The organism is Micromonospora sp. NPDC127501 (assembly GCF_040302185.1).
Lineage (GTDB): Bacteria > Actinomycetota > Actinomycetes > Mycobacteriales > Micromonosporaceae > Micromonospora.
The window spans coordinates 1-18,224 of the sequence record NZ_JBEORJ010000020.1; the positions used below are offsets into that span (position 1 = coordinate 1).

Sequence of the window (18,224 nt, forward strand, 5' to 3'; positions counted from 1 at the left end):
CCGACTCAGCAGAACCAGCACGGGCCGTCGGGCCCAGGCGACGCCACGCTGGTCACACTCCCGCACCCGACCGAACGGCGGCCCGACCGTCTCGCGTCGCCGTCCCCACCGCGCCCGGTTCAGGCTGGTGTGCCGGTGACGGTCAGGTTGCGCAGTCGGCCCACGTTGTCGAACGAGCCGAAGCCGACCCGTCCCGAGCCGAACGTACTGTCCTTCGCGGTCAGCAGCGGGTCGCGGTGCCCGTCGACGTAGACGGCGATCTCGCCGGTGGCCGGCAGGTGCACCACCCGGACGCGGTGCCACCTGGCATCGGTGATCGCCGGGTTGGCGCCCCGGGACCGGCCGTTCCACTGGTGGTCGATGCGCTCCCGGTCGGCGTTGTTCACCTTGAAGATGCCGTTGTGCGGATAGATCGTGTTGTCGGTGGAGAGATGGGCGTAGTAGAACTCGGTGTCCGAGCGCCAGCCGAAGACGATGATCACGTCCCGGTTGGTGACCTCCACCGGTGTGTCGAGTCGTACCTGGGCGTCGACCCGCACCGACGACCACGCCGGGCCGTTGGTCAGCACGGCGTACTCGAAGGGCCGGCGCGGGCCCGGCCGGCTCTCCCCGGCCTCGGCCAGGATGACTTGGTCGCCGGTGAACTGCCACTTCGCCGGCGTCACCGGCGACCAGTTCTCGGCTCCGGCGGTGCGGCGGACTGTGACGTCCCCGACGTCGCCGCTGGCGAACTCCCCGGTGCCGGTCACCTTCCAGACCTTTCCGTTGGCCTTCGCGAGGATGTAGAGCTCACCGGCGGCGTCGGTGCCGAAGCGCAGGTCCACCCGGTTGGGGTCACCGGGCGCGCCCGGCGCGGACAGGTCGCGCATCCGGACCGGGGTGCCCGCCGCGTCGAAGAGCGCGAGCTGGTGGATGGTGGCCAGCCCTCGGCCCCGGCGCATCTCGTTGGCCTCGGTGTAGAGCACCCGGCCGTCGACCAGGTCGCCGAAGACGTACTTGCCGCGCAGCGCGGGCAACGCCCGCCCCCGGTAGACGAAGCCGCCGGCCACCGCGACACCGACGTCGTCGGTGCAGTTCCAACCGGCTGCGGGGTCGTGGTCGTACGCGGCGACCGGGTAGGTGTAGCCGTACCTGTCGTCATCGGCGGGCAGCGGGAGCAGCCGGTCGCAGGGGTTCGTGGCCGCCTTGTCGAAGACGAAGGAGCCCTCGCGCTCGCTCCAGCCGAAGTTGTCCCCGGCACGGACCTCGTAGATGGCCTCGACGGCGTGTTCACCGATGTGCCCGAGGTACATCCGGCCGGTCGCCCGGTCCCAGCTGAACCGGTGCGGGTCCCGGAAACCCACGGCGTAGAGCTCGCCGAGCGCACCGGCCCGGCCGACGAACGGGTTCCCGGCTGGGATGCCGTAACGCCCGTTGGCGGAGTTGGTGCCCCGGGGGTCGATCCGCAGCAGCTTGCCGTGCGGCAGGGCAAGGTTCTGCGGGTCGGTGTTGCGCGCGCCCTGACCACCGTCGCCGACGGCGAGGTACAGCAGGCCGTAGTCGCGGTCGTGGCGCTTGGCCGTGGGGTTGAAGTTGATCTCCTGGATGCCGTGTACCTGGCCGCCGAAGCCGATGCGCAGCACCTCCCGGTGCGTACCGGCGAAGGTGGCGGCGGCCGGATCCGTCGCGGTCCACTCGGTGATGACACCGTGGAAGAGCGTGTTGGGCTGGGCGTAGTCCGGGGTGGCGGTGGTCGTCGACGCCAACTCGGTGTGGATGGTGTAGAACCTGCCGTTCACCCCGAACTCCGGGTGGAACGCGACGTACCCGAAGCCCTGGCCGAGCCCGCGACCGGAGAAGAACCGCGGCGCGAACGTCGCGGCCACGTCCAGGTAGACGTGCGGCACGCCGCCCTGGACCAGGTAGAGGCTGCCGTTGAGGTCGGGCACCGCCCGCCGGCCGGAGCCGTCGGGCACCTCCATGATGGTGTTGATCCGCGCGGTACGCATGAGCCGCGCGTCGGTCGGCGCCGGCGTGGGGTACGACTGCGGGAAGCTGGCGTACTCGCTGAGCACCAGCCCCAGTCGGGACTGGACCGGCATCTCGGGGATCGGGTCGTCGACCGCGTCCGCGGCGCGCGCGGGCGCGGCGACCACAGTGGACAGGATCAGCACGAGGGCGGTGAGGCCGACCCTCAGAGTGGGCCGGCGGACGGTGCCGGCGCGGCGGTGCAGGGTGCGCACGCGTGTCTCCTTCTCGGTGGGACGGTGCCGAGGGTGGTCAGCGGGCAAGGTGGCGGTACTGCCTCCGCACGTCTTTCGCGGAGACCACACTGTCGAGGAACATCAGGCCGTCCATCCGGCAGTCGCACGGGTTGCGTTCCAGGGTGTCCTGGGGGAAGCTGCCGCCGATCTTGATGCCCCGGGGGTCGGACGCGGTGGTCACGTGCGGGCCCGGCCCGGACACCAGCCACGGGTCGTCGGCGCGGGTGTAGAAGCCGTCCACCGGTTCGCCGTTGCGGTAGAGCGCGAGCGCGCCGGTGTTGAAGTCGAAGGTGGCGGCCAGGTGCACCCACTCCCCCACCGGCAGCAGCTCGCGCCAGTCCCGGGTGGCGGCGAAGGTCTGTGAGTTGCCGCCGTCGAGCCGCCGCCCGAGCGCGACCAGACGCAACTCCCCGTCGACGTCGATCAGCTCCAGCAGGGCGCGGACGCCGTGGCCGTCGGAGTCGCCGGTCAGCACTCCGGCCAGCCCGATCGCGTTGTACCTGTCGTCCGGGTCGGCGGTGGTGGAGTTGGGTAGCGGGCTGTCCATGTTCAGCTTGAACCAACCCATGACCGTGGTGCCGGCGGTGGCGCTGAAGGCACGCAGCGTCCGTACCCCGCTGGCCGACCAGGTGCCGGCCTTCCAGTCGTCGTTGCCGGCGACGGCGGGGGCGACCTGCCGGGTCTGCACCGCGTTGCGGCTGCCCCGGTAGGCGCGGTCCGGCACCCGCATGGCGGTGCCGCCGTTGATCAGCTCGATTTCGGTGCCGGAACGCCCCTGGTCGCGTTCCAGTGCGGGGTCGCCGGGCACCGGGTGGTCGAAGTCGTACGCGGCGACCAGGTGCGCGCGCAGCGCCGGGTGGACGTCGGACGACATGCTCCGATCCGCCTGCGCCGGTGGCGCGCTGGCGCCGGTCAGTGCGCCGATCGCCAGGAGGGAGACGGCCGCTCGTCGGGCCCTGGACATGGCTGTCACCTCGTTTCGCGGCATGCCGGATGCCGGTCACGTAAGCGCTTACGTAAGCGCTTACGTACCCTAGGCTTCGATCGATGCCACTCGCAACAGATCGGGTGGCATGAATGTTTCCGGAGGGTTGCCGATGCCCAGGGCCAGCCAACGGCCGCGCCTCGTGGACGTCGCCGAACACGCCGCCGTCTCGCTGGCGACCGCCTCCCGCGCCCTCGCCGGCCGTGCCGGGGTCAGCACCGAGGTGGCCGACCGGATCCGGCAGGTCGCCCGTGAGCTGGGCTACGTGGCCAACCCGTACGCCCGCACCCTGGCCAGCGGGGCCACCTCAACGGTGGGGCTGATCGTCCACCAGGTCGACGACCCGTACTTCTCCGAGATCGCCGCCGGAGTCATCCAGCTCGCCTCCGAGCAGGGGCTGCTGGTGCAGATCTGCCAGTCCGGCCGCGACCCCGACTATGAGCTGCAACAGCTGCGCCACCTGATCGCCCAGCGGGTCGGCATCGTCCTGATCAGCGGCTCCGGCTACGACGACCCACGGATGGAGAGCGCGGCGCGCGCCGAGCTGGCCGCGTTCCAGAACCACGGCGGACGGGCCGCCGCCATCGGCCGGCACGCGCTCGGGGTCGACGCCGTCCTGCCGGACAACGAGGCCGGCGGCCACGCGCTCGCCCAGCACCTGATGGATCTCGGCCACCGGCGGATCGCCGTCGCTGCGGGCAGCGCGGGCCTCACCACCGTCGCCGACCGGCTGGCCGGAGTGTCGTCGGCCCTGCGGGAGCGCGGGCGGTCCCCCGCCGACCTCGCCGTCGTGCACAGCGACTTCACCCGCGGCGGTGGACGCGCCGCCGCCGAGCAGATCCTCAACGACCACCCCGAGACGACGGCGATCATCGCGCTCAACGACGCGATGGCCATGGGCGTGCTGTCGACGCTGCGCTCCCGCCGCGTGCCGGTGCCCGCGCGGATGTCAGTGGTCGGCTTCGACGACGTCTCCGTGGCGGCCGACCTCGCACCCAGCCTCACCACCATCCGCCTGCCGATGACCGAGATGGGCCGCACGGCACTCACCCTCGCGCTCAAGCCGCGCACCACACGCCCTCGCCGCCGCCCCACCGGGCACCTGCTGGTCGTCCGCGACTCGACCGGACCCGCGCCGAGGACCTGACCGGCAACGGCGATGCCGCAGCACGACGGCTCGACTTCTGGCACGGTCGAGGGAGACCATTCACACCGGTGTGACGCGTCAGGAGAGGTCATGGCCGACATCGCTGTACGGCACCGAACGGTCGAGGTCGACGGCATCACGATCTTCTACCGCGAAGCCGGTCCCGTCGACGCACCGGTCGTGCTGCTACCACACGGGTACCCGTCGTCGTCGTTCCAGTTTCGCCATCTGCTGCCCGCGCTGGCCGACCGCTGGCGCGCCATCGCACCCGACTACCCCGGCTTCGGCTACAGCGGCCTGCCCGACCCGAGCCGGTTCGCGTACACCTTCGACGCCCACGCGAACCTGCTCCAGCGCTTCGTCGACACACTGGGGCTCACCCGATACGTGGTCTACCTTCAGGATTACGGCAGCCAGTTCGGGTTGCGACTGGCGATGGCCGCGCCGCAGCGGGTCGCCGGCCTCGTCATCCAGAACGGCGACATCTACCCCGAGCAGCACGGGCCCAAGTACGAGCCGCTGAAACGGTTCTGGCGTGACCCGACCGACGAGCGGCGCGAGCAGTTGGCTGCCGCGATCAGCGAGGAGGGCTTCCGGCGTGAGTTTCTGGGCGAGCTGCCGGAACGGCTGACCGACCGGGTCAGCCCCGACCTGTGGCGGCTCTCGGGTGCGCTGGTCACGGAACCCCGGCGGCGTGACGCCTGGCTACGCCTTGTCGCCGACCAGGGCAGCACCGTCGCCTGGTTCACCCGCCAGCAGGAGTACCTGCGTACCCACCGGCCGCCCACCCTGATCGTGTGGGGACCGCACGACGGCTACATGCCGGAGGGCGCGGCCCGCGCGTACCTGCGGGACCTGCCCGACGCCGAACTGCACCTGCTCGACGGCGGGCACTGGCTGCTCGAGACACACCTCGACGAGGTCGTCCCGCTGGTCCGTGACTTCCTCAACCGCGTCCAGTCCTGACCACAGGCGCGCCGATCAGACCGCCAGGGCCGCCCGGACCTCCCGTTCCGCCGTGACACCCCCGTCGCCGTGGGAGGTGACCCGACCGGACTCCAGCACGTGGTAGCGGTCCGCCACCCGCAGCGCGAAGCCCAGGTGCTGCTCGACGAGGAGCACACTGAACCCGGACTGCCGGGTCAACTCGACGATCCGCTCCTGGATCTCCGCGACCACCGACGGCTGGATGCCCTCGGTCGGCTCGTCGAGCATCAGCAGCCGCGGCCGGGTGATCAGGGCGCGGGCGATGGCCAGCTGCTGGCGCTGTCCGCCGGAGAGCAGCCCGGCCCGACGCCGCAGCAAGGGGCGCAACGCCGGAAACAGATCCAGCACCTCCGCCGTGGCCACCGCCCCGTCGCGCCGGCCGTCGGCGACCAGCCGCAGGTTCTCCGCCGCGGTCAGGTGCGGGAAGCACTGCTGACCCTGCGGGACGTACGCCATCCCGCGCGCCACCCGCTCGTGCGGCCCGGCGCGGGTGACGTCCTCGCCGTCCAGCTCGACGATGCCGGCACTCGGGCGCAACAGACCCGCCGCGACCCTCAGCAGGGTGCTCTTGCCGGCACCGTTGTGCCCGAGCACGGCAGCCACCCCGTCGGGCGGGACCGCCAGATCGACCCCGTGCAGCACCCGGGAACGCCCGTACCCCGCGTGCACCCCGCGCAGCGTCAGCATCATGCCTCCAGGCCAGTGCGGGCCGACCCGGCGTCGACCGGGTGGCCAAGGTAGACCTCCTGCACGCGCGGGTCCGCCTGGACCTGCGCGACAGTGCCCTCGCTGAGCACCCGGCCGGCGTGCAGCACTGTGACGCTGCGCGCGAACCGACGCAGGAAGTCCATGTCGTGCTCGATCACGACGACAGTGCGATCCCGGCTCACCAACTCCAACAGGGCGCCGGTGGCGTCGCGTTCCTCATGGCTCATCCCGGCGACCGGCTCGTCCAGCAGCAGCAGCCGCGCGTCCTGCACCAGCAGCATGCCGATCTCCAGCCACTGCTTCTGGCCGTGCGCGAGCGTCCCGGCGAGGTCCGCGGCCCGCTCGGTCAGACCGATGGTCTCCAGCGCGGCGGCGATCTCGTCGGGCACACCCCGGCGGCGGCGGGCCAGGGTCGCCCAGCTGCGCCGGGCGCCCGCCGCGATGTCGAGGTTCTGCAACACCGACAGCTCCTCGAAGACCGTCGAGGTCTGGAAGGTCCGCCCGATGCCGAGCCGGCTGATCCGGTGCACCGGCCGGCCGAGCAGTTCCTCGTCACCGAACCGGACCGAGCCGGTGGCCTCGACCAGACCGGTGATCGCGTCGACCAGTGTGGTCTTGCCGGCGCCGTTCGGCCCGATCAGGAACCGGATGTCACCGGCAGGAACCTCCAACGAGACGCCGTCCACGGCGGTGAACCCGTCGAAGCTGACCCGCACGTCACGAACGGACAACCCGTCCAACCGCTCGCCGCTCATGCCGCCGGCACCTCCGTCCGCTCGGCGCGTCGTCGGCCCAGTGACAACCACCCGCGCCGCAGCGGCTGCGCCGCGACGTCGCGGCGGCGGGCCAACGCCCACAGCGACGCCAGGCCGCCGGGGAGGAACGCCACCACGACCACGAAGAGCAACCCCTGAAGGTACGTCCAGGTGCCCGGGAAACGCTCGGACAGGGCGGTACGCGCCCAGGCCACCGCCACCGCGCCGAGCACCGGCCCGAGCACTGTCGCCCGGCCGCCCACCGCGACGCCGATGACGAACTCGATCGACGGGACGATGCCGATCAGGGCGGGCGAGATGATGCCCACCGCCGGCACGAACAGCGCCCCGGCCAGCCCGGCCATGCCCGCCGCCACCACGTACGCCACCAGCTTGACCGACGCCGGGTCGTAGCCCAGGAAGCGGACCCGTTCCTCACCGTCGCGGACCGCCACCAGCAGCTCGCCGTAACGGCTGTGGATGAGTTGACGGGTCAGCGCGAGCAACGCCAGCAGCGTCCCGGCGATGATGAAGTACACCATCCGCTGGTTGACCGGGTCGTCCAGGTCGTAGCCGAAGAAGCCCTTGATGTCGGTGAGCCCGTTGGTGCCGCCCGTGGTGCCCTGCTGGCCGATCAGCAGGATCACCATCGCCGCGGCGAGCGCCTGACTGAGGATGGCGAAGTACGCCCCGCGGACCCGGCGACGGAAGACCAGCGAGCCGAGCCCGAAGGCCACCGCCATCGGCAGCAGCACCGTCGCGGGCAGCGCGAACCACGGGCTGGCGAACGGCCGCCACCACAGCGGCAGCTCGTCGAGTTGCCCGTACAGCTGCATGAAGTCGGGCATCCCACCCGGGCCCGCGTCGGCGAGCTTGAGGTGCATGGCCATCGCGTAGCCGCCGAGGCCGAAGAAGACGCCCTGGCCCAGGGTGAGCATCCCGCCCCGGCCCCAGGCGATCCCGATGCCGACCGCGACCATGGCCGCGCAGAGGTACTTGGCGAGCAACGCCAGCCGGAAGTCCGACAGCACCAGCGGGGCGACGGCGAACAGCAGCGCCGCGCCGAACGCGAAGCCGGCCAGCGTCCGTAGCCGCGAACGGCCGGCGGGCCGACCCGGTGGTACGGCGCCGGCAGGCGCCGGGCGGACGGCGGTGCTGGGCGGCGCGGGGGTGACGGCGGTCATGCGAGGCTCCTGGTCCGCAGGGTGAACAGGCCCTGTGGCCGCCACTGGAGGAACGCGACGATCGCCACGAACACGATCACCTTGGCGACGCTGAGGGTGGTGAGGTACTCCCCGGTGGCCTGGAGCACGCCGAGGGCGAAGGCGACGATCACGCTGCCCTTGAGCTGGCCGATCCCGCCGACCACGACGACCAGGAAGGCGTCGATGATCAGGTTGGTGCCCATGGTCGGGCCGATCGGGCCGAGCAGGGTGAGTGCCACCCCGGCGAGTCCGGCCAGGCCGGAGCCCAGGAAGAAGGTCGTCCGGTCGACCCGGGACGTGGCGACGCCGGACACGGCGGCGAGGTCGCGGTTCTGCACCACCGCACGGATACGACGCCCGAGCGGGGTGAGGCGCAGCGCCAGGGTGAGTGCCGCGACGGCGGCCAGCGCCAGGGCCAGGATGAACAGCCGGTTGTTGGCGACAGTCAGCCCGCCGGGCAGCGCCACGTTGCCGGTGAGCAGCTCGGGCGCGCGGGTCTGCACGTTCGGGCTGCCGAAGATGTCCCGGGCCAGCTGCTGCAACATCAGGGAAACACCCCAGGTGACCAGCAGGGTGTCCAGTGGCCGGGCGTAGAGCCGGCGGATGAGCAGCACCTCCAGCAGGACACCCATGGTGCCGGCGACCACGAACGCCACCGGCAGCGCGACCACCAGCGACAGGCCCGCGCCAGTGATGCTCTGTTGCAGAACGTAGGTGGTGTACGCGCCGGCCATGATGAACTCACCGTGCGCCATGTTGATCACGTTCATCTGGCCGAAGGTCAGCGCGAGGCCGAGCGCGATGAGCAGCAGCACCGCGCCGATGCTGATGCCGGTGAAGAGTTGACCGAAGAGGACTGTCACGGTGGGTACTCCGAACTGCTGGTCGGGTGGCCCGGGCGGAGCGCGCGGCAACGCGTTCCGCCCGGGCCGGCGTCGTCAGCTCAGGCCGCTCGCCCACGGGTAGGTCTTGAGGTACGGGTCCGGCGCGACCGGCTTGCCGGAGTTCCACACCTCGGTGATCAGGCCGTCCGCGCCGATCTTGCCGATCCGGGCGGTCTTGGCGATGTGCTGGGTCTTGCCGTCGACGGTGACCAGACCCTCCGGCGCGTCGAAGGTGATCCCGTCCGAGGCGGAGCGGACCTTCTCCACGTCGAAGGCGCCGGCCTTCTCGACCATCGCCTTCCACAGGTGCACACCGACGTACGCGGCCTCCATCGGATCACTGGTCGGTTTGTCCGCGCCGTACTTCGCCTTGTACGCGGCCACGAACTTCGAGTTCGCCGCGCCCGGAGTGGTCTGGTAGTAGTTCCAGGCCGTCAACTGGCCCTCCAGGTACTGGGTGCCGATGCCCTTGACCTCTTCCTCGGCGATCGACACGGACACCACCGGCATCGCGGCGGCGCTCAGGCCCGCCGACTTGTACTCCTTGAAGAAGGCCACGTTGCTGTCACCGTTGAGCGTGTTGAACACCGCATCCGCGCCGGACGATTTGACCTTGTTGACGATGGTGCCGAACTCGGTGGAGCCCAGCGGCGCGTAATCCTCACCCAACACGGTCATCCCGTTCGCCGCGGCGTACGCCTTGATGATTTTGTTGGCGGTACGCGGAAACACGTAGTCGCTACCGACCAGATAGACCGACTTCGCGCCCTGCGACTTGAGGTAGTCCAGCCCGGGAACGATCTGCTGGTTGGTCGTCGCTCCGGTGTAGAAGATGTAGGGCGACTGCTCAAGTCCCTCGTACTGCACCGGGTAGAACAGCAACGCCTTGTTCTTCTCGAACACCGGCTTGACCGCCTTGCGGCTGGCCGACGTCCAACAGCCGAAGACGGCCGCCACCCGGTCCTCGGAGATGAGCTTCTCGGCCTTCTCGGCGAAGGTGGGCCAGTCCGAGGCACCGTCCTCACCGACCGGCTGGATCTTCTTGCCGAGGACGCCGCCGGCCGCGTTGATCTCTTCGACGGCGAGCATGATGGAGTCGCGGACAGTGACCTCGCTGATCGCCATGGTCCCGGAGAGCGAGTTGAGCAGGCCTACCTTGACGGTGTCGCCGGAGACGTCGGCGGTCACGCCGGACGCGCCACCCTCGTCGGTGGTCTTGCTGCCGCACGCGGTCATCGCGGCCGCGGCGACCAGGGTCATGGCACCCGCCAGGATGCGGCGGCCCCGGAATAGTGACATCTACTCTCCCTGCGGTGCACTCAAGTGGCGTTAGGACGGTCGGTGCGGTCCGATGGAGCTGACATGGGCGATGCCGAGGTCGACGGGTGGACGCCGCGCAGGGCACCGGATCGGATATGGGCAGGGAAAGCGTCGACCGGCATGATTGCGTGGGTGTTTCCCGGTCCTTAATTGACTGTTTCCGAGGGACCGTCAGGGCGCGCACGAAAAACGGCCGACACCGTTGGGGAGGAAACGGTGTCGGCCGTTCGGAAAGACGCAGAATAAGTGCCACCACAATGGTCGACGGAAGAATCCGCCGCCGGTGGGCACGCAATGGTGAGATCTGGCCCCGTGGCCAGATACTTCACGCAGGAAGCATCTTAGGACGGTGCCGGGTGGCGCTGTCAAGGGTCGGGTGCGTCGACTGGCAGTGCCCGGTTCAGAGCTGGGCGAGCACTGTGAAGTCGAGCCCGTCGGCCTCGGCCAGGTAGATGCGCTGCCGGACGTGCCGCTGACGCAGCCGCAACCGCCCACGCGGCCCGTGGTAGGCGACGGCGTCGGCGGCCGTCTCGATGGCCCGCACGTCGAGGGTGCGGGCCTGGCCGATCAGCGCGGCGAGCAGCATGACGCCCTCATAGCAGGACTCCCCCAGGCTGCCCAGCGGTGGTGCCTCCACCCCGAAGCGCCGCGCGAACTCGCCGTGGAAGTCGAGATTCTCCTGAGTGACCAGCCCGGCGAAGAAACCCGCCGTGCTGTACAGCCTCCGGGTCGCGCCGGCGCCGCTGGCCAGCAGCATGTTCTCGTCCATCAGGGTGCTCAGCCGCAGACAGCGCTGATCCAAGCCGGATCGGGCGAACGCGCGGTTGAACCGCACCGCGTCGGCACCGACCAGCAGCATCAACACCGCGTCCGCGTCACTGTGCTCGATGCGGCGCAGGACCTCGGTGAAGTCGTGCGCGTCCAAGGGCAGGAAGTGCCGGCCCACCACCTGCCCGCCGCCGCGCAGCGCGTACCGCTGGGCCGCCCTCGACGTACGGCGCGGCCACACGTAGTCGTTGCCCACCACGAACCAGCGGCGCACCCCCTGCTCGGCGGCGAGCAGCCGCATCGCGGGCCACAGTTGGGCATCGGGTGTCTCGCTGGTCAGGAAGACCCCTTCGGTGCGTTCGCCGCCCTCGTAGAGTGCGGTGTAGACGTAGGGCACCCGGTGCGCGACGCGGGGCGCCAACGCCTGGCGCACCGAGGAGATGTGCCACCCCGTCACCCCCTGCACGGCCCCCACCGACACCAACGCCTCGACCTCGGCGGCCACCTCGGCCGGCGGTGCGCCACCGTCGACCGGCACCAGGCGAACCTCCCGGCCCAGCACGCCACCGCACCGATTGATCTCCTCGACCGCGAGCTGCGCGCAGAGCTCACAGGTGGGGCCGAACATGCCGGCGGGCCCGCGCATCGGGTAGACCAACGCGATGCTGACCACGGCACGGTCGACGGTCAGCCACGGCGGTGCCGGCGCGGACATGAGCACATGATTGTCCGGCCCACGACGGAAGACCAGCACTCACCACTGACCGGGACGACTCGCTACCATGACAGGGCCACCGGACCAGGGAGTTTCATGTCAGACGTGCCCGGGGCGCCAGCCGACCTGCTGCGCTCGCTCACCCGCGCCGAACGGCTGCTCTCCCGCCGGCTGGGCGCCGTTCTGGCCGACGACGCGATCAGCATCGAGGCATGGCGGGTGCTCTGCCTGCTCGCCGACGGCCAGGGTCACCCGATGAGCGAGGTGTCCGTCGAGGCGTCACTGCCGCCGGGCACCCTCACCAAGCTGGTCGACCAGCTCGTCGACCGCAACCTCGTCTTCCGCCGGATCGATCCGATCGACCGCCGACGCATCCGGGCGTACCTGACCGCTCGGGGCCGCCGCGAGCACGCCCGTCTGGACGAGCGGGTCCGAGCCAGCATCGCCGAACTGGGCATCGCCGAACTGGGCACCGCAGGGCTCGACAGCGCGGGGCTCGGCAGCGCGGGGCTCGGCAGCGCACGGCTGGGTTCCGCGGAGAGCAGCGACCCGGATGTGCCACCGGCCGCCGACCTGGTGAGTCAGCTCGACGACCTGATCGGCCGCCTCGACCCCGCCCGCGACCCCGCGCGCCGCCAGGACCCCGCTCGCCGCGACGATCCCGACCACCGCCAGGACCCCGCCCACCGCGATGATCGCGTCGCTGCTGGCTCCGCCGGTGGCCCCAACCGCTAGCGGGCCGCTGCGGGCAAGGCGTCGCTGGGCCGACACGGTAGGCCGGCCGGGCCGGCACGGCGGGCCGAAGTCCCGACCGTCGCCCGGGTTGCAGTCGCGCGGGTTGCCTCAGAGGTATATCGCCCCGGAGAGCGGTATACCTCTGAGGCATAAATATGACTCACAGGTATAACCGTCGTGAGCGAAAGTGCCGCCGGACGGATCCCACCACAGCCGACAGGCCCCACGACCGCCGGCCCACACGACCACCGGCCCGACGACCGCCGGCCCCACGACCGCCAGCCCCACGACCGCCAGCCCCACGACCGCCAGCCCCACGACCGCCAGCCCCACGACCGCCGGCCCCACACGACCGCCGGCCCCACACATTGACCGCCCCGCACGACGACCGGCGCCGGTTCTGCTAGGGCGTCAGGTAGGTGCGCAGGGTGTGCGCGTCGGGAGCGGTGGCGGTCCACAGTGTCGCCGGGCCGCCGGCCAGTGGCAACCGGGCGACGCTGCCCTCGGCCGTCGGAGCTTCGGCGGGTTGCGAAGGGTCGACCACCAGCAGCGATCCGGTGGCCGGAGCGCCGCCGAGCACCGCCGGGCCGGCCCAGCCCGGCGCGTGCGGTCCCACCGCGAGGGACTGACGGAGCAGCGGCCGACCCGCGTAGTCGACCTGGGTGTGCACTACGGCGCCGCCGGGCGCCTCGCCGTACCGGCCGCAGATCAGCTCGTCGCGCCACCGCAGGGTCGCGCCATCGGCCAGCTCGATCCGGGACTCGGCGAGGTGCGCGCAGCCGGCCGCCGCTACCAACTGTTCCGGAAGCCAGTGCAGCGTGGCACCGCTGTGCACGACCGCCCGTACCGCCATTCGGGAGACGGCACCCGCGCGACCCGGCAGGGCGATCGACGCGGCGACGCTGTGCACCCGGACGGCCGCGCCCGGCCCGACCTCGATCTCCAGGCGCAGATCGTCGCCGGCGAGCGGCCCGGCCGCCCCGCCGACGAGGTGCACCGTGGCGACACCACCGTCGGTCGGGGTCTGGCGCAGCAGCAACGGTGTTTCGCCGTGCAACTCGACCAGGGCCGTGCCGCCCCGGCCGTCGGCTTGGGCGACCAGCCGAGCGAGCGCTCGCATCAGGCCGGGCCGACCGGCACGGCCAATGGGTGCAGGGCGGCGTGGTGGGCCAGCTCGTGCCGGATCCAGTCCGCGACCGACGTTGCCGTGGGGTCTCCCACGATGGACAGGAAGAGGGTCGGGAGGTCGCCGCGCCGCGCCCGCGCGTCACGATCCATGACGGCGAGGTCGGCACCCACCATCGCCGCCAGGTCGGTCTTGTTGATCACGAGAAGGTCGGCGGCGGTGACCCCCGGCCCGCCCTTGCGGGGCACCTTGTCCCCGCCCGCCACGTCGACCACGAAGATCTGCCGGTCGACCAGTCCCCGGCTGAAGGTCGCGGTCAGGTTGTCCCCACCGCTCTCCACCAGGACGAGGTCCAATGGGCCGACCGCCTCGGCCAGTTCGTCGACGGCGTCCAGATTGGCGCCGATGTCGTCGCGGATCGCGGTGTGCGGGCAGCAACCGGTCTCCACCGCGCGGATCCGGGCCGGGTCCAGCACGCCGGCCCGCCGGAGGAAGTCGGCGTCCTCGGTCGTGTAGATGTCGTTGGTCACCACGCCGAGCCGCAACTCGTCGGCGAAGGCACGGCAGAGCGCGGCAACCAGGGCCGTCTTGCCGGAACCGACCGGGCCGCCGATGCCGACCCGCAGGGCACGGCCGGCACGCGCCAACGGCGGATGCGGGTCCACCCCCGGCTCCGGATGGGTGTGCGGAACGGTCTCGTCGTGGGGTGGGGTGGCCGGCGGCGGCGTGGTGGTGGGTTCGACGGCGGGCACAGCGCTTGGCACAACGGTGTCAGGACGCAAAGAGACGCACCTCCCAGGTGGCATGGATTTCGGCATGGATGTCGGCGAGTGGAGCGGCGGCGGCCGGCAGCCGCTGCGGTGGGTCATCGGCGGCCCGCGCCGCGTCGGCGGCCGTGCCGTCGCAGGCGTCGGCCAGGCCGACCAGCAGGGCCTGGACCTGGTACGGGTCGAGGCCGAGCAGACGTACGCCGGCGCTGGCCGCCCCGGTCAGCGTCCCGTACGCGGCGATCGTGGCGGTTTCGACGCGGGACAGCCCGGCCGCGGCGCAGAGCAGCCCGAGCACCAGCGGTTGGTGTACGCCACCGGGCGTCGCGGGCAGGTCGGCGAACGGGGCGTCCGGCCAGATGGTCCGGCCGGCACGCAGCAGCGCCCGGCCCTGTCGGCGCGAGACCGCCCGTAACGCCGGGGCGGCGGTACGCGCGTCCAACTCCGCGTCGAGCCGAGCCAGCGCCCCCGAGCGAGCGGCAGACTCAGCCGGGGCATCCGACCCTCGGCCGGGCCGGGCCGGGCCGGTCGTGCCGGCGGTCTCGGCCACCGCCGCCCGGTGTGCGGCCGCCGCGAACGCCGCGCCGACCAGACCGGCGGTGGCCAACCGTCCGACCAGGAACGCCTCCAACGAGGCCAGGTCCGTGACCCGGCCGGCGGCGACGGCCGCCTCCAGACCACCGGAGTGCGCGTGCGCCCCGGCCGGGAAGCGTCCGTCGGCCAACAACAACAGCAGGCTCGGCGTCGCCATCAGAACAGGAAGTACCGCTGGGCCATCGGCAGCCGGGTCACCGGGTCCGGCTCCACCACCTGCCCGTCGATCCGCACCGTGAAGGTGTCCGGGTCCACCTCGATGCGCGGCATCGCGTTGTTCTCCGGCAGGTCGGCCTTGCCCCGCGACCGAACGTCGCTCACCGGCACCACCCGACGACGCACGTCCAGGCGGAGCCCGGCGTCCAGGGCCGCCGGGGCCACGAAGGCCAGGCTGGTGGCGGCCGCCGCCGCGCCGTACGCCCCGAACATCGGCCTCGGCAGCATCGGCTGCGGTGTCGGGATCGAGGCGTTGGCGTCGCCCATCTGGGCGTACGCGATCATGCCGCCCTTGAGCACCAGGTGCGGCCGGACGCCGAAGAACGCCGGGTCCCAGAGCACCAGGTCGGCGAGCTTGCCCGGTTCGATCGAGCCGATCTCTTGTTCCAGCCCGTTGGCCATCGCGGCGCAGATGGTGTATTTCGCCACGTACCGTCGGGCCCGGTGGTTGTCGGCGGGCCCGTCGCCCGGCAGCGCGCCGACCCGGTCCTTCATCACGTGGGCGCTCTGCCAGGTCCGCATGATCACCTCGCCGACCCGGCCCATCGCCTGCGCGTCGGAGCCGATGATCGAGATCGCGCCGAGGTCGTGCAGCAGATCCTCGGCGGCCATCGTGGACGGTCGGATCCGGCTCTCGGCGAAGGCCAGGTCCTCCGGCACGGACGGGTTGAGGTGGTGGCAGACCATCAACATGTCCAGGTGCTCGGCCAGGGTGTTGGCGGTGTACGGCCGGGTCGGGTTGGTCGACGACGGCAGCACGTTCGGCTCGCTCGCCACGGTGATGATGTCCGGCGCGTGTCCGCCACCGGCTCCCTCGGTGTGGTACGAGTGGATCGCCCGTCCGCCGATCGCCCGGAGGGTGTCGGCGACGAACCCGGCCTCGTTGAGCGTGTCGGTGTGGATCGACACCTGGACCCCGGACGCGTCCGCCACCCGCAGGCAGGCGTCGATCGCCGCCGGTGTGGTGCCCCAGTCCTCGTGCAGCTTGAAACCGCCCGCACCAGCCCGCAGCTGTTCCCACAGCGCCTCGCTGGAGACGGTGTTGCCCTTGCCGAGCAGCAGCACGTTGACCGGCATGGTGTCCAGCGCCTCGTGCATGCGGGCCAGGTGCCAGGCGTTCGGGGTGACAGTTGTCGCGCGGGTCCCCTCGGCCGGCCCGGTGCCGCCGCCGACCATCGTGGTGATGCCACTGGCCAGTGCCTCGGTGACGATCTGCGGGCAGATGAAGTGCACGTGGGTGTCGACCGCGCCGGCGGTGAGGATCCGCCCGTTGCCGGCGATCACCTCGGTCGACGGGCCGATGACCAGGTCGGGGTGGACACCCGGCATGGTGTCCGGGTTGCCGGCCCGGCCGAGCGCCACGATGCGCCCGTCGCGCAGCCCCACGTCGGCCTTGACCACGCCCCAGTGGTCGAGCACCACCGCGCCGGTGATGACGGTGTCCAGTGCCCCGTCGGCGCGGGTGGCACGGGACTGCCCCATCGACTCACGGATCACTTTTCCGCCGCCGAAGACCGCCTCGTCGCCGCCCACGCAGTGGTCGGTCTCCACCTCGATCAGCAGGTTGGTGTCGGCCAGTCGGATCCGGTCACCGGTCGTCGGCCCGTACAGGTCGATGTAGCGGTCCCGCCGCACGACGCTCACCGCGGCGACCCGGCGGCCGTGGCCGCGTGCGGCGGCGGGTCCAACGGTCCCGCGCACTCTGCGCGCAGGCCCGGCACGACGCGTGCCCCGCCGAGTGGTACGAGTTCGACGCTGCGGTTGATGCCCGGCTCGAACCTGACCGAGGTGCCGGCCGGAACGGCGAGGCGTTGCCCCCAGGCCGCGCTCCGGTCGAACGACAGCGCCGGGTTGGCCTCGGCGAAGTGGTAGTGCGAGCCGACCTGCACCGGGCGGTCGGCGGTGTTGACCACGAGCACTGTGGTCACCGGACGACCGATGTTGATCTCGACCGGGTCGGCTGCCGGCAGGATCTCCCCGGGGATCACGGGATCGGGTGGTGCACCGTCACCAGCTTGGTGCCGTCCGCGAACGTTGCCTCCACCTGCACCTCCCTCAGCAGCTCGGGAATGCCGTCCTGGACGTCGTCACGACCGAGCACCGTCCGGCCGGCGGACATCAGGTCGACCACTGACCGGCCGTCGCGGGCCCCTTCGAGGAGGAACGCGGTGATCACCGCGACGGCTTCGGGGTAGTTGAGGCGCAGGCCGCGTTCGCGGCGGGCGCGGGCGACATCGGCCGCGACGTGGACGAGCAGGCGGTCCTGCTCGTGCGGGCTGAGGAACACGGGGCTCTCCCGGTGGGTCGGCGTGCCCCGGCTCGCCGTCGGCTCCACGCGGAGCCACCCGGGCAACAGGACCCGAGGGGGACGAGCTGGGAGTCACACGACCGCCGGGTCACCGCCGACGGGGCGACCCGGGACTCCACCATCCCGGCCCGCACGACGGGCAACCGGCGGTGTCGGGTCGGATGCGGACCGCACCGCCCACCGCTGAGCAGACCGTAGAGGATCGCCACCGACCGAGGCAACAGTCCATGGGGGATCACGCCGGTCGGCGGCTGGATGCCGGTCCGTGTTCCCGTGGAGAGGCAGGCAGGGGATGATCACCGGATGACGGCGACGAGGGGTACGCGCGCACTGCTCGGTGTTCTGTTCCTGGCGGCGGCCACGGTCGGGGCGTGGATCCTCTGGCTGGGTTGGGACACCCGGTACACGGTCGACGCGCAGACCGGCGCGAGCAGCGGCCCGTACGAGCCGTGGCAGGTGATCGGTTGTGTGCTGACGCTCGTGGTGCTGGCCGCGCTCGCCGGGACGCGGCTCAGCCCGTGGCTGGTGGCGCCGGTGATGACGGTGGCGTTCACGGCGGTCTGGTCGTGGCGGGCCGCGTCGACCGACGACAGCGGGCTGTGGGTGGTCGGGGCGATTCTGGTGCTGGTCGGGATGGCGGTCGGCAGCACTGTGGTGAGCCTCGCGGGGCGGCGGGGGGGGGCGCGGGGGCGCCGGGGCGGCCCGCACGCCCCAAACCACAAACTCCCCACGCGCGCCCCCCCCGCCACCAACAAGACACA

At 71.7% G+C, this 18,224-nt stretch carries 18 protein-coding genes; 4 read left to right on the top strand and 14 right to left on the bottom strand.

Features of this window, described 5'->3' with window-relative positions; translation table 11 throughout:
• Positions 1–119: 119 nt before the first annotated feature.
• Together ABTW72_RS30905 and ABTW72_RS30910 are read right to left on the bottom strand one after the other, a co-directional pair.
• Positions 120–2,222, bottom strand: coding sequence for a PQQ-dependent sugar dehydrogenase (locus tag ABTW72_RS30905; RefSeq protein WP_350865009.1), 2,103 nt, complete (start codon positions 2,220–2,222; stop codon positions 120–122).
• A gap of 37 nt (positions 2,223–2,259) precedes the next feature.
• On the bottom strand, positions 2,260–3,207 hold the full coding sequence (locus tag ABTW72_RS30910; protein WP_350865011.1) for a LamG-like jellyroll fold domain-containing protein: 948 nt from the start codon (positions 3,205–3,207) through the stop codon (positions 2,260–2,262).
• A 133-nt stretch (positions 3,208–3,340) separates the two neighbouring features.
• Here ABTW72_RS30910 and ABTW72_RS30915 point away from each other — a divergent pair, with 133 nt between their 5' ends.
• Together ABTW72_RS30915 and ABTW72_RS30920 are read left to right on the top strand one after the other, a co-directional pair.
• The gene (locus ABTW72_RS30915; RefSeq protein WP_350865013.1) at positions 3,341–4,375 is read left to right on the top strand and encodes a LacI family DNA-binding transcriptional regulator; all 1,035 of its coding nucleotides are present in this window, start codon (positions 3,341–3,343) and stop codon (positions 4,373–4,375) included.
• A 90-nt stretch (positions 4,376–4,465) separates the two neighbouring features.
• Positions 4,466–5,341 carry an alpha/beta fold hydrolase gene (locus ABTW72_RS30920; RefSeq protein ID WP_350865016.1) on the top strand — a complete coding sequence of 292 codons (876 nt, stop codon included), beginning with the start codon at positions 4,466–4,468 and terminating at the stop codon, positions 5,339–5,341.
• Between the two features lie 15 nt (positions 5,342–5,356).
• Here the strand turns inward: ABTW72_RS30920 and urtE are convergent, their stop codons facing one another.
• From urtE to ABTW72_RS30950, 6 genes are all read right to left on the bottom strand, one after another.
• Complete coding sequence (urtE, locus tag ABTW72_RS30925; RefSeq protein WP_350865019.1) at positions 5,357–6,052, bottom strand: urea ABC transporter ATP-binding subunit UrtE; 696 nt, start codon at positions 6,050–6,052, stop codon at positions 5,357–5,359.
• Positions 6,049–6,825 carry an urea ABC transporter ATP-binding protein UrtD gene (gene urtD, locus ABTW72_RS30930; protein ID WP_350865022.1) on the bottom strand — a complete coding sequence of 259 codons (777 nt, stop codon included), beginning with the start codon at positions 6,823–6,825 and terminating at the stop codon, positions 6,049–6,051. Before urtD ends, urtE begins: the two co-directional genes overlap by 4 nt.
• Positions 6,822–8,009, bottom strand: coding sequence for an urea ABC transporter permease subunit UrtC (gene urtC / locus ABTW72_RS30935; protein WP_350865024.1), 1,188 nt, complete (start codon positions 8,007–8,009; stop codon positions 6,822–6,824). The genes urtD and urtC overlap by 4 nt, the downstream gene beginning before the upstream one ends.
• Positions 8,006–8,893, bottom strand: a complete 888-nt coding sequence (gene urtB / locus ABTW72_RS30940; RefSeq protein WP_350865027.1) for an urea ABC transporter permease subunit UrtB — start codon at positions 8,891–8,893, stop codon at positions 8,006–8,008. The genes urtC and urtB overlap by 4 nt, the downstream gene beginning before the upstream one ends.
• Before the next feature lie 75 nt (positions 8,894–8,968).
• Positions 8,969–10,213, bottom strand: a complete 1,245-nt coding sequence (urtA, locus tag ABTW72_RS30945; protein ID WP_350865030.1) for an urea ABC transporter substrate-binding protein — start codon at positions 10,211–10,213, stop codon at positions 8,969–8,971.
• A gap of 421 nt (positions 10,214–10,634) precedes the next feature.
• Positions 10,635–11,717 (bottom strand): substrate-binding domain-containing protein, encoded by a 1,083-nt coding sequence (locus ABTW72_RS30950; protein WP_350865032.1) that lies wholly within the window; start codon positions 11,715–11,717, stop codon positions 10,635–10,637.
• Between the two features lie 96 nt (positions 11,718–11,813).
• Between ABTW72_RS30950 and ABTW72_RS30955 the strand changes: the two genes are divergently transcribed.
• Positions 11,814–12,452, top strand: a complete 639-nt coding sequence (locus tag ABTW72_RS30955) for a MarR family winged helix-turn-helix transcriptional regulator (protein WP_350865035.1) — start codon at positions 11,814–11,816, stop codon at positions 12,450–12,452.
• 403 nt (positions 12,453–12,855) lie between these two features.
• Here ABTW72_RS30955 and ABTW72_RS30960 read toward each other — a convergent pair whose 3' ends face one another.
• From ABTW72_RS30960 to ABTW72_RS30985, 6 genes are read right to left on the bottom strand one after another with little or no spacing between them, the layout of a single operon-like run.
• Positions 12,856–13,572: an urease accessory protein UreD gene (locus ABTW72_RS30960; RefSeq protein ID WP_350865038.1), complete on the bottom strand. Its 717-nt coding sequence runs from the start codon at positions 13,570–13,572 to the stop codon at positions 12,856–12,858.
• Complete coding sequence (gene ureG / locus ABTW72_RS30965; RefSeq protein ID WP_350865041.1) at positions 13,572–14,360, bottom strand: urease accessory protein UreG; 789 nt, start codon at positions 14,358–14,360, stop codon at positions 13,572–13,574. Before ureG ends, ABTW72_RS30960 begins: the two co-directional genes overlap by 1 nt.
• A complete protein-coding gene (locus ABTW72_RS30970; RefSeq protein WP_350865044.1) occupies positions 14,350–15,096 on the bottom strand; it encodes an urease accessory protein UreF in 747 nt (248 codons plus the stop codon). The genes ureG and ABTW72_RS30970 overlap by 11 nt, the downstream gene beginning before the upstream one ends.
• Positions 15,096–16,799, bottom strand: a complete 1,704-nt coding sequence (locus tag ABTW72_RS30975) for an urease subunit alpha (protein WP_350865047.1) — start codon at positions 16,797–16,799, stop codon at positions 15,096–15,098. Before ABTW72_RS30975 ends, ABTW72_RS30970 begins: the two co-directional genes overlap by 1 nt.
• Positions 16,796–17,143: an urease subunit beta gene (locus tag ABTW72_RS30980; protein WP_350865049.1), complete on the bottom strand. Its 348-nt coding sequence runs from the start codon at positions 17,141–17,143 to the stop codon at positions 16,796–16,798. Before ABTW72_RS30980 ends, ABTW72_RS30975 begins: the two co-directional genes overlap by 4 nt.
• Positions 17,140–17,442: an urease subunit gamma gene (locus tag ABTW72_RS30985; protein ID WP_350865194.1), complete on the bottom strand. Its 303-nt coding sequence runs from the start codon at positions 17,440–17,442 to the stop codon at positions 17,140–17,142. The genes ABTW72_RS30980 and ABTW72_RS30985 overlap by 4 nt, the downstream gene beginning before the upstream one ends.
• Positions 17,443–17,766: 324 nt before the next feature.
• Here ABTW72_RS30985 and ABTW72_RS30990 point away from each other — a divergent pair.
• Positions 17,767–18,224, top strand: a 458-nt coding sequence (locus ABTW72_RS30990; RefSeq protein ID WP_350865052.1) for a hypothetical protein, incomplete at its 3' end; no start/stop codon positions are given.